This is a genomic window from Streptomyces sp. NPDC058964 (genome assembly GCF_042741275.1).
Lineage (GTDB): Bacteria > Actinomycetota > Actinomycetes > Streptomycetales > Streptomycetaceae > Streptomyces.
Genome location: NZ_JBHYKH010000027.1, coordinates 1 through 11672 on the forward strand (window position 1 = coordinate 1; position 11672 = coordinate 11672).

Below are 11672 nucleotides of genomic sequence, written 5' to 3' on the forward strand. Positions count from 1 at the left end.
CGCCCGGGGGCGGGGCGGCCCCCGCCCCCGCCGCCCCCCCCCGCCGCCCGCCCGGCCCGCCCGCCCCCCCCCCCCCCACCCTGGGTCGGGGGACCCCCGCGGGGGGGCGGGCCCCGGCCCCCCCGGGGCCGGGACCAGCCGTCGCCCTCGTAGGTCTCGGTGAACGTCACCCGGCTCCCGACGGGACCGCCCTGGACCTCGTGGCGCACCCGTACGGTCCTGCCGTCCGCGTCCGTGATCTCCCGCGCCCGGTCCGGTGTCCACGTCTCCCAGGCACGGGCGTCCGGGTTGCGCGTCTCGAACGCGAACCGCCCTCCGCCGGCCAGCGCCGACCGCACGGCACGCAGACAGGCGCGCAACTCCTCGTCGGACACCAGCACCTGGAAGGCGTGCCCGGTCATCACGACCAGCTCGAACTCGCCGTCCCAGAGCCGGGTCAGCAGATCACCGAGCACCCACTCGACACCGGGCGCGGCCTGCCGCGCCTGCACGAGCATGGCGGCGGCCGGATCGAGCCCCATCAGCCGCCCGGGGTGTCCGTCCTCGTGCGCCCGCCTGAGCAACTGGCCGGTGCCGCAGCCGACGTCCAGCACGGACCGCGCGGACTTCACCAGGCCGAGATAGAAGTCGTCACCCGGCCCCCACGGATTGAGGCTGTCGTACAGGGCGGCAAGCGAAGGATCGGCGAACGAATGATCGACCACCGCGGCAGTTTGTCATACGCCGGTGAACCGCACAGCGTCATCCACCGTCTTCTTGTCTTCTACCCACCTTCGGGCAACGGCCGCTCAAAGAACGGGACATGGACGCGATGCGGGGCCGGGCCGCCGGAAGCCGAGCCACGCGAGCCCACGTCAGTGGAGTTCCTACTCGGCTGACCGTCCCCACCGGATGAGGACCTGGCAGAGCGAACGGAAGCCCGGAGTGTCACGCAGGTCGGCGAGTTCCTTCGCAACAGCGCGCTCGCTTCGGCTGCAGCGCGAGCGCGCGGGCGACACCGATGCACCGCAGCCGTTGCGCGCGCACAGTCGAAGTCCGTGGGAGAGATGGTGGTGTCGGAGGAGTGGCTGAGACTTGCGCTCGTGGCGACCCGCACGAACTGCTGGGGGCAGGGACCGTCGTCCCGTTCTCGGAGGACCGGGGGAGTCCGTATGCATGTGGCGCCCAGCCCTCGATGAATTCAGCGATCGCATAGAGTTCCACAATGTTCGAAGGAGATTTGGTAAGGCTGCGTGCGCTGCGCTCCGAAGACGCTGAGCACCATCTTCGGTGGCGCAACGACCCCGAAGTGGTGCGCTGGGCCGCAGGCGGTGACCCGTGCTTCGGCCCGGTCACGGCGGAGGCGATCGCGCTCGGCTTCGACACCATGCTGCGACTGAACCCGAGGGAGTCGGCCGTGTTCACGGTCGAGGACCTGGCAGGCGGACGGGTGATAGGCATGGTCGACTACCGGGACCTGGACCCGTACGCAGGAGTGGCCACGCTGGGAGTCACCATCGGGGAGCGGGAGTTCTGGGGTGGCGGCTACGGCAGTGACGCGCTGCGGGTGCTCGTGGGCCACCTGTTCGGCGCGTACGGCCTGAGCCGCCTGGAACTGGACACCTGGAGCGGCAACGAGCGCGCCGTGCGCGCCTTTACCAGGTTGGGTTTCCGCGAGGAAGGCCGCCGCCGGTCGGCGGTGCTGGTGGAGGGCGAGCGCCACGACCGCGTGCTCTTCGGGATGCTCCGCGACGAGTGGGTGGCGTGACGCCGTGGTACTCCAGCCGTAGACCGTGACTGTACTGGTGGCGCCTCAGCGTTGAGTTCTTCCCGGCTTGGGACGCCTGGCCCGGTTGGGCGACCCGTTCCGTGCCTGAGACGGCGGCCGTTTCAGCCGGTTGACCTGGAGTAGCTCGGTCGACTCGCGTGGATGCTGTGACTTTGTTCGTGGTCTACGAGTCGGGGGTGTCACGGTGGCCACGGAGGTTGTCGTCAGGACGGGGCTCAGGTACGGGCCCAGCGGCAAGCTCATGGACGTGTATAGGCCTGCGGGCGTGTCAGAGCCTGTGCCCGCGGTGCTGCTCTGGCACGGCCGGGGCCCCGACGAACGGGACGTCCTCGCGCCGGTCGCCCGCGCTGCGGCGGAGCTGGGCGTCATCGTCCTGGTGCCGGACTGGCGATCCGACGCTGCGGACGGCGGCCGAACGCAGCTGAGGGAGTCGGCCGTCTTCGTACGGCAGAACGCGGTCGACTTCGGCGGGGATCCCGAGCGGATCGCGCTCGCCGGTTGGTCGCTGGGCGGCAAGGCCGCGGTGGGTGTCGCCGTGAATCCCGCCGCATTCGGCAACTGGAGGCCGCAAGCCGTCGTGGGAATCGCGGGTGCGTACGGATCGGTGGCACCGACCACCGGCACCGTCCCGATCGACGACCTCGGCCGGGGCGGCAGCCGGGTGCCGCCCCGGCCGGTGTGGCTGGTGCACGGCAGCGCCGATCCAGTGGTGGACGTCGAGCGTTCACGCGAGTTGCGCACGGCTCTCGAGGAACAGGGCTGGCCGGTGTCGCTCAATGAGGTCGCGACCGATCACGCCGGCGTCATCATGGCGGAGTTCGTCCCCGAGTACGAACGCTGCCTGCCCAGTACCGCCGACCACGCCGTTGAGGCGGGGTTGCGGACCGCCGACGTACTGGCCCGTGCCGCCGGAATCACTCCCCCCGGACAACTCCACCGGGTGGTGCCCGGAGAACGTCACGCGTAAGTCGTCGCGCGATGAACAGCCGAATTGACCGCCGGCTCAAGCCCGCCGGAGTGTCACCGCACGAGAAGGGCCCGCACATCCTTGACGGGTGTACGGGCCCTTATCCCCTGGACGGGACGTTCATGGGCTCGGGTCAATGGGCCAGTGAAAGCCCGTCCGCGAGAGACGGCTGACGGAAAGGGGTGTGTCAGGCCGCCGTCTCGGGGTCCTTGGAGAGGCGGGGGGCCGGAATGATGTCCGCGGTCTCCGGGTAGTGGCAGGCCGTCAGGTGGCCGGGCTTGTTGCCCGAGACCTGGACCAGCGGCGGGGCCTCCGTCGCGCACTTCTCCGTCGCCTTCCAGCAGCGAGTGCGGAAGCGGCAGCCGGACGGCGGGTTGATCGGGGAGGGCACGTCGCCGACGAGGCGGATGCGCTCGCGCGGGACGTCGTCCACCGTCGCCTCGGGCACGGCGGAGAGAAGCGCCCTCGTGTAGGGGTGGCGCGGGTTCTCGTACAGGTCCTCGCGATCGGCGATCTCGATGATCTTGCCGAGGTACATCACCGCCACGCGCTGGGAGAAGTGGCGGACCACCGCGAGGTCGTGGGCGATGAAGAGGAAGGCGATGCCCAGCTCCCGCTGGACCTTCTGCAGCAGGTTGACGACCTGCGCCTGGATGGAGACGTCGAGGGCCGACACCGGCTCGTCCGCGACGATCAGCTTCGGCTCCAGCGCGAGCGCGCGGGCGACGCCGATGCGCTGGCGCTGACCGCCGGAGAACTCGTGCGGGAAGCGGTTGAAGTGCTCGGGGTTGAGTCCGACGATCTCCAGCAGTTCGCGGACGCGTTTCTCCCTCCCGCCCTCGGGAGCGATCCCGTTGACCTCCATCGGGTTGGAGATGATCCTGCCGACCGTCTGCCGCGGGTTCAGCGAGGAGTAGGGGTCCTGGAAGATCATCTGGATCTCGGAGCGGATCGGCGCCAGCTGCTTGCGCGAGGCGTGGCTGATGTCCTGTCCGCGGTACGTGATCTTCCCGCTCGTCGGTTCCAGGAGGCGGGTGATCAGCCGGCCCGTCGTCGACTTGCCGCAGCCCGATTCGCCCACCAGGCCGAAGCTCTCGCCGACGCGCACGGTCAGGTCGATGCCGTCCACGGCCTGGACGTGACCGACCGTTCGCCGGATCGGGAAGCCGCCCTTGACCGGGAAGTGCTTGGTCAGGGCGGAGACCTCCAGGAGCGGCTCCCCCTCCCGGCCGGGGGCCGATTCGCGCTGGGCGGGGAGGACGAGGTCCTCTGTCATGGTGTGTCCTCCTGGCCCTAGCCCAGCCGGGGCTTGATCTCGTCGATGAAGATGGTCCGCTTCTGCTCGCCCGTCAGATGACAGGCGGAGGCCCGGTCGGGGGCCAGCAGCGGGCGTTCGTTGACACAGCGGCCGCCGCCGTGGACCCGGTCCTGGAAGGGGCAGCGGGGATGGAAGCGGCAGCCGGACGGCGGGTTGAGGAGCGAGGGCGGGGCGCCCGGGATGGGGGTGAGCGGGGCCGCGAGGTCGGAGTCGAGCCGGGGCATCGAGTTCAGCAGGCCCCAGGTGTAGGGGTGTTGCGGCGAGCGCAGCACCTCGTCCGTCGTGCCCCGCTCCACCGCGCTGCCCGCGTACATCACCATGATGTCGTCGGCCATGTCGGCGATCACGCCGAGGTCGTGGGTGATGAAGATGATCCCGGAGCCGAACTCCTGCTGGAGGTCCTTCAGGAGGTCGAGGATCTGGGCCTGCACCGTCACGTCCAGGGCCGTGGTCGGCTCGTCGGCGATCAGCAGGTCGGGGTCGCAGACCAGCGCCATGGCGATCATCGCGCGCTGGCGCATACCGCCGGAGAACTGGTGCGGGTAGTCCTTGGCCCGCTCCTTCGGGTTCGGGATGCCCACCTTGCCGAGCATCTCCACCGCGCGGTCCCAGGCGGCCCGCTTGGACGCGCCGTTGTGCTTCATGAACGGCTCGGCGATCTGGCGGCCCACGGTGTAGTAGGGGGACAGCGCGGTCAGCGGGTCCTGGAAGATCATGGCGACCTTGTTGCCGCGCAGCCGCTCCAGCTCCGGCTCCCGGGCGGTGGTCAGCTCCTGTCCGTCGAGCAGGATCTCGCCCTCGACCGTGGTGAACATGGGGTTGTGCAGGCCCAGGACGGTCAGGTTGGTCACCGACTTCCCCGAGCCCGACTCCCCCACGATGCCCAGGGTCTTGCCGCGTTCCAGGTCGAAGGAGAGCCCGTCCACGGCCCGTACGATGCCGTCCTCGGTCTTGAAGCTGACGTGCAGGTCGCGCACCGACAGCAGGGGACCCGCGCCGGCCGGGACGGACGCGCCGGCCTCCTTGGTCAGAGTGGTCACAAGAGTGCTCCTAAAACGGCCTAGGCCAGCCGCACGCGCGGGTCGATGAAGGCGTAGCAGGCGTCGACGATGATGTTGAAGAGCAGGATCATGGTCGCGGAGAACAGCATCACGCCGAGCAGCAGCGGCAGGTCGCTGAAGAAGACGGACAGTACCGCCAGCTGGCCGATGCCCGGCAGGCCGAAGGTGAACTCGGTGATGATGGCGCCGCCGAGCAGGGAACCCAGGTCGATGCCGAAGATGGTGACGATGGGGATCAGCGAACCGCGCCAGGCGTAGCGGAAGAAGACGTATCGCCGGGACATGCCCTTGGCGCGGGCGGTGCGCACGTGCTCCTCCTGGAGCTGTTCGATCATCGACGAGCGCGCCATACGGGTGTACTGCGCGGCGAAGATCGTGGAGAGGACCACCCAGGGGATGATCAGCCCCGTGAACCAGGTGATCGGGTTCGCGGTGAAGTCGTTGTAGGCGGGCTTCTCGAACCAGTGGGTCTGGTAGACGAGGATCGCCAGCGCCAGCGGGCCGAGGAAGTAGATCTGCATCGAACTGAGCACCATCGCGCCGGCCGTGGCCGCCTTGTCGATGAGCGTGCCGCGCCGCCAGGCGGCGAGCAGGCCGCTGCCGAGGCCGACGAGCAGGAAGCAGAAGGCGGCGCCGAGGGTCAGCGAGACGGTGGTGGGCAGCCGGTCCATCAGCGTGCTCCACACCTGTTCGTTGGTGTGGTACGAGTACCCGAAACAAGGCGCCGGACAGGGGCCCTGGGCGAATTGGTTGCTGCCCATGACGAGGTTGTGCAGGAAGATCCAGTACTGCTCGGGGATGGACTTGTCGAGGCCGAGCACATGGTGGATGTTGGCGAGGCTGTCCGGGTTGCAGGTCTTGCCGCACATGAGCAGCGCCGGGTCGCGCGGCATCCCGAAGAACAGCAAGAACGTGACGATGCTCAGCAGGAAGAGGATGACGATGGCACCGAGGATCCGGCGGACGAGGAAGCGCAGCATGACAGGGGCAGCTCTCTGACGTCGGCGGGCCGGACGGTACCCGGTGCTCCCCCGTTGCCGAGGGGACGCACCGGGTACCGGGCGGGGACGGTTACTTGATGTAGAGGCGACGCGGGTCGATGCCGCCGATCACGTCGTCGTAGACCAGGCCGCCGACCTTGGAACCGGCGATCTGGGTCTGCTTGTAGTACGCCGTCGGGACGACGTTGACGACGTCCTTGACGATGTACTGGTCGAGCTTCTCCCAGTCGGCCGCGGACTTGACCGGGTCGGTGATCTGGTTGATCCGGTCGATCTCGCTGTTGACCTTGGGGTCGTTGATCTGCGAGTAGTTCTGCGCGCCGTCGGCGATCACGCGGCCGTCGTACAGCGGCGGGATGACCGTCGAGGAGGACGGCCAGTCGGCACCCCACGCGGTGTGGAAGATGTCGTAGTTGTTGTTGAGCTTGCTGACCTGGTCGTAGTACGTCTCGGCCGGGATCTCCTGGCGCTGGACGTTGAAGCCGGCCTTCTTCAGGCCCGCCGCCATGGCCGTGGAGTACTGCTGGCCCTCGGGGGTGTTGATGTAGCCGAAGGTCAGCTTCATGTTGAGCTTGCCGGCCTTCTTCAGCAGCTCGCGGGCCTTGTCCGGGTCACCGGCGGGCTTCTTCTTCTTGCCCCACGGGTCGAAGGAGGGGTCGTAGCCGCTGACGGTCGGGGAGATCAGGCCGCCGGCGACCTCCATGGCGTCCGTGCCGCCGTAGGCGCGGACGAACGGCGTGATCGGCAGCGCGTAGGCGATGGCCTCGCGGACCGTCTTGTCCTTGAGCGCCGGGTGGCTCATGTTGATGTTCATCTGGCCGACGTACGGCTGGTAGCCGGAGACCGTGCGGGACTTCATCTTCGGGTCCCTGAGAACCTTGGACAGGTTGCCCGCGTCCACCTGGTTGTTGAAGCTGAGGCCGGTCTGGTCGGCGCCGCTGTCGGCCAGCAGGGCCTTGGTGGAGGTCTCGTACTGCTGGTTGAAGGTGATGTTGAACTGGTCCACGTACTGGTGGCGGATCGGGTCCGTCTTCGGGTCCCAGTTGGTGTTCTTGACCAGGACCATCGACTTGCCGGACTTGAACGACTGGACCTTGTACGGGCCGGTCACCACCGGTGCCTTGTCGTACCTCTCCTTGGTGTCGCCCTTCTCCGAGACCACCGCGTAGCCGGCCATCGCCAGCGCGTACGGCAGGTCGGGGTGGGCGGTCTTGAAGTGGAAGATGATCGTCTTGTCGTCCGGCGTCTCGAGGATGCTGCTGGGCAGGTGCTTGCCCTTGTACGGGCCGTCCTTGAGCAGCTTGCGGTACGCGGTACCCGGGGAGTCGGCCAGCCACTGCTGGAGGTAGGTGGGGCCCTGGTTGACGAAGGGCGCGAAGAGCCGCTCGAAGGTGTGCCGGAAGTCCTTGGACGTGATCGGCGAGCCGTCCTGGAACTTGATGCCGTCCTTCAGCGTGTACTTCCAGGTCTTGCCGCCGTCCGTGGTGGTGCCGGAGTCGGTGGCGAGGTCACCGACGACCTCGTGCTTCGAGCCGTCGTTGCTGGTCGCCTTGTAGCCGGTGAGGCCTCTGTGCAGCAGCGTGGCCAGGGAGCCCTCGTCGGAGACGTAGATCTGGGCCGGGTCGAGGTGTGCGTAGCTGTCGCGCTGCAGTACTTCCATGGTGCCGCCGGCCTTGGCACCGGGTACGTCGGCCGCCGGTCCGGTGGAGTCCGCCGTGCCGCCGAACTTGATCGACGCCTGCTGGCGTTTGGCGTTCTCTTGGTCCTTCTTGTCGTTGCCGCCGCTGTCGCTGCCACCCTTGCTGCAACCGGTGAGCACAAGAGCTCCGGCCGCGAGCACGGAGAGTGCGCCGTAGACGTGGCGTCCGCCCCTACTCATCACTCAGTTTCCCACCCATCTTGTGTGTCACCGGTGCCCCGTCTGTCACCAGTGCGGAAGAACTGCCGTGGAGAAATGTGCAAGTGCACGGTCAGCGCGCGGTCTTGGGGTCGAAGGCGTCCCTGACCGAATCCCCGAGCAGGTTGAACGCGACGATGAAGATGATCATCGAGATGCCGGGGAAGAACATGTAGGTGATGTCGTTCTGCATCACGAGTTCGGTCGACGCCTTGGAGAACATCTGCCCCCAGTCGGGCGTCGGTTCGACGATGCCCACGCCCAGGAAGGACAGACCGGCCTCGGCGGTCACGAAGCTGGGCAGCAGATACGTCGACTGCACCAGGAGCGGTGTGACGACGTTCGGCAGGATCTCCTTGCGGATGATCCGCCAGGGCGAGGCGCCGCTCACCTTGGCCGCCTCGATGAACTCCCGTTCACGCAGGGCCAGTGAGGTGCCGCGCAGAATGCGGGCCAGGCTCATCCAGCCGAGGAACCACTGCACGAGGATGAGCGAGACGACCCGCACATAGGTCGGTGTCTCGTCGCGCGGGCTGACGAACAGTGAGACCACGACCGGCATGCTGGCGATGAAGAACAGCTGCGCCGGGAAGGCGAGCAGGAAGTCGATGACCCGGCCGATGAAGAAGTCGGTCCTGCCGCCGAGGTAGCCGGCTGCGACGCCGAGCACGATGCCGGTCAGCACGACCGCGATCGTGACGGCGACCGAGATCATCAGCGAGGTGCGGATGCCGTAGATGAGCTTGGTGAAGACGTCGTAGCCGTTGCCCGGTTCGAGCCCGAACCAGAACTCGCCGCTGATGCCGCCGTTGGGCTGGACGGGCACACCGGCACTGTCGAACAGCTCGGGGCGCTCGTCCGCGTACACCGTGTACGGATCCTTGCCGTACAGCTTGGAGATCAGCGGCGCGAGCAGCCCGATCAGGAAGAAGAAACCCACGATGTAGGCCGAGATCACGCCCGTACGGTCGCGCTTGAAGCGGATCCACATCAGTTGGCCGGGAGACCGGCCTTCGAGGCTGACGGCCTCGGTCTTCGCCTGCGGCTCCGGTTCGCCGCCGACGGCCACCGCTGTCCCGCCGCCCTCAATGTCGATAGGACTTGTCACTGTTCGTCCGTTTCACAGGTATGGGTGTGAGAGGCGTCCAGGTACTCCGAGATACGCGAATCCGCAGTGGGACGCGCGTAGTTGAGCGGCCGCGCTGAGCGGTCGCCGGTTTCTCAGACCTGGCTGCCGGACGAACGGCCGGAATTACCACGCATGGGGGTTCCTCCTCATGACGTCACGTGTTCACCAACGGGAGGGGGTTACCGTCCGCGTCCTCCGACACCCCTGACGGAGGGTCAGACACCCCCTGGTGCTCGTGAGTCGGCGCTGTCCCCACAGCGCGAGACCCATTGACCCGAGCGCTACGCGGCTAACTATCTGCCATGGGCCGACCACCGACCACTGTTCTTAAATCTCAATTCAGTCACAGCTCACGCGTAGACCTTCCAAAATCTGGACAAACTGTTCGACCGAAGAAGGGCGCGAAACGGACGTGTTACATGGCTATCGGTCAGGGATCTCCGCATTACGGACATCGGCCAACGGAAAATGGGTTGCAAAAAACCCGGGTGTCCCCACCATGGGGACACCCGGGTTCACGCCGTGAGCACGCTGTGTGTCAGGCGTGCCGTGTGTTTCAGCCGTGCTTGGCGCGGCTCGCGGCGCGGGCGCGCTCGCGGGCGTCCAGGTTCACCTTGCGGATGCGGACCGCCTCCGGGGTCACCTCGACGCACTCGTCGTCGCGGCAGAATTCCAGCGACTGCTCCAGCGACAGCTTGCGCGGCGGCACGATCGACTCGGCGACATCGGCCGTCGACGACCGCATGTTCGTGAGCTTCTTCTCCTTGGTGATGTTGACGTCCATGTCGTCGGAGCGGGAGTTCTCGCCGACGATCATGCCCTCGTACACCTCGGTGCCCGGCTCGACGAACAGGACGCCGCGCTCCTGCAGGTTGGTCATCGCGAACGCGGTGACGGCACCGGAGCGGTCGGCCACCAGGGAGCCGTTGTTGCGGGTCTGCAGCGCGCCGAACCAGGGCTCGAAGCCCTCGTGGATGGAGTGGCCGATGCCGGTGCCGCGGGTCTGGGTCAGGAACTCGGTGCGGAAACCGATCAGACCGCGGGAGGGCACGACGAACTCCATGCGGACCCAGCCGGAGCCGTGGTTGGACATGTTGTCCATCCGGCCCTTGCGGACACCCATGAGCTGCGTGACCGCGCCCATGTGCTCCTCCGGCACGTCGATCGTCATGCGCTCGACGGGCTCGTAGACCTTGCCGTCGACGTCCTTGGTGACGACCTGCGGCTTGCCGATGGTCAGCTCGAAGCCCTCGCGGCGCATCTGCTCGACCAGAATGGCGAGCGCCAGCTCACCACGGCCCTGCACCTCCCAGGCGTCCGGACGCTCGGTCTCCAGGACGCGGAGCGAGACGTTGCCGACCAGCTCGCGGTCCAGGCGGTCCTTGACCTGGCGAGCGGTGACCTTGCGGTCCTTGACCGCCGCCTTCGCGTCGGCGCCCTTGCCGGTGCCGCCGCGGCCGACCAGCGGAGAGGTGTTCGTACCGATGACCATCGAGATCGCCGGCTCGTCGACCGTGATCAGCGGGAGCGGGATCGGGTTCTCGGGGTCGGCGAGGGTCTCGCCGATCATGATGTCCGGGATGCCGGCGACGGCGCAGATGTCACCCGGGCCGGCCTTCTCGGCGGGCTTGCGGGTGAGGGCCTCGGTCATCATCAGCTCGCTGATGCGGACGTTGCCGACCGAGCCGTCCCGCTTGATCCAGGCGACGGTCTGGCCCTTGCGCAGCTCGCCCTGCTCGACGCGGAGCAGCGCGATACGGCCGAGGAAGTTGTCGGCGTCCAGGTTGGTGACGTGGGCCTGGAGCGGGGCGGCCTCGTCGTAGGTCGGGGCCGGGATGTGCTCCAGGATCGTGGAGAAGAACGGCTCCAGGCTGGTGGAGTCGGCCGGGACCGTGCCGTTGTCCGGCTTGGTCAGCGAGGCGATGCCGTCACGGCCGCACGCGTACACGATCGGGAACTCGATCTGCTCCTCGTCCGCGTCCAGGTCGAGGAAGAGGTCGTACGTCTCGTTGACGACCTCGTCGATACGGGCGTCCGGGCGGTCCGTCTTGTTGATGCAGAGGATGACGGGCAGCCGGGCCTGCAGGGCCTTGCGGAGCACGAACCGGGTCTGCGGCAGCGGGCCCTCGGAGGCGTCGACGAGCAGGACGACACCGTCGACCATCGACAGACCGCGCTCGACCTCGCCGCCGAAGTCGGCGTGGCCGGGGGTGTCGATGATGTTGATGGTGATGACGTCCCCCCCGTCCTTGGGGTGGTACTTCACCGCCGTGTTCTTGGCGAGGATCGTGATGCCCTTCTCACGCTCCAGGTCGTTCGAGTCCATGACGCGGTCGTCGACCTGGTCGAGCTGGTGGGCGGCGAAGGCACCGGCCTGCTTCAGCATGCCGTCGACGATGGTCGTCTTGCCGTGGTCGACGTGGGCGACGATGGCGACGTTGCGGATGTCGTGGCGCGTGGCCATGAAGGCTTACTCCCGGAGTTGAGGAAGGCCAGCGCGTACGTCGGTGATACGCGGACCCTGCCGGGCT

9 protein-coding genes are annotated in these 11672 nt (G+C 67.7%); 2 read left to right on the top strand and 7 right to left on the bottom strand.

Translation table 11 applies throughout. The features are described 5' to 3' along the window. Positions 1-704: class I SAM-dependent methyltransferase (locus ACFW2E_RS05740; protein WP_384461932.1), on the bottom strand; the 704-nt coding region annotated here is incomplete at its 3' end. A 500-nt stretch (positions 705-1204) separates the two neighbouring features. Here ACFW2E_RS05740 and ACFW2E_RS05745 point away from each other — a divergent pair. Together ACFW2E_RS05745 and ACFW2E_RS05750 are read left to right on the top strand one after the other, a co-directional pair. Next, complete coding sequence (locus ACFW2E_RS05745) at positions 1205-1747, top strand: GNAT family N-acetyltransferase (RefSeq protein ID WP_384461935.1); 543 nt, start codon at positions 1205-1207, stop codon at positions 1745-1747. A gap of 286 nt (positions 1748-2033) precedes the next feature. After that, the gene (locus ACFW2E_RS05750) at positions 2034-2735 is read left to right on the top strand and encodes an alpha/beta hydrolase (RefSeq protein WP_384461938.1); all 702 of its coding nucleotides are present in this window, start codon (positions 2034-2036) and stop codon (positions 2733-2735) included. A 187-nt stretch (positions 2736-2922) separates the two neighbouring features. Here ACFW2E_RS05750 and ACFW2E_RS05755 read toward each other — a convergent pair whose 3' ends face one another. The 6 genes from ACFW2E_RS05755 to typA form a co-directional block, all read right to left on the bottom strand. Further along, positions 2923-4011: an ABC transporter ATP-binding protein gene (locus tag ACFW2E_RS05755; RefSeq protein WP_384461941.1), complete on the bottom strand. Its 1089-nt coding sequence runs from the start codon at positions 4009-4011 to the stop codon at positions 2923-2925. A 17-nt stretch (positions 4012-4028) separates the two neighbouring features. Next, complete coding sequence (locus tag ACFW2E_RS05760) at positions 4029-5093, bottom strand: ABC transporter ATP-binding protein (RefSeq protein WP_384461944.1); 1065 nt, start codon at positions 5091-5093, stop codon at positions 4029-4031. 20 nt (positions 5094-5113) lie between these two features. Continuing rightward, complete coding sequence (locus tag ACFW2E_RS05765; RefSeq protein WP_384461947.1) at positions 5114-6094, bottom strand: ABC transporter permease; 981 nt, start codon at positions 6092-6094, stop codon at positions 5114-5116. Positions 6095-6185: 91 nt separating this feature from the next. Then, the gene (locus tag ACFW2E_RS05770) at positions 6186-7994 is read right to left on the bottom strand and encodes an ABC transporter substrate-binding protein (RefSeq protein ID WP_384461951.1); all 1809 of its coding nucleotides are present in this window, start codon (positions 7992-7994) and stop codon (positions 6186-6188) included. A 91-nt stretch (positions 7995-8085) separates the two neighbouring features. After that, a complete protein-coding gene (locus ACFW2E_RS05775) occupies positions 8086-9120 on the bottom strand; it encodes an ABC transporter permease (RefSeq protein WP_384461953.1) in 1035 nt (344 codons plus the stop codon). 577 nt (positions 9121-9697) lie between these two features. Continuing rightward, complete coding sequence (gene typA, locus ACFW2E_RS05780) at positions 9698-11605, bottom strand: translational GTPase TypA (RefSeq protein ID WP_384461956.1); 1908 nt, start codon at positions 11603-11605, stop codon at positions 9698-9700. Positions 11606-11672: the final 67 nt, after the last annotated feature.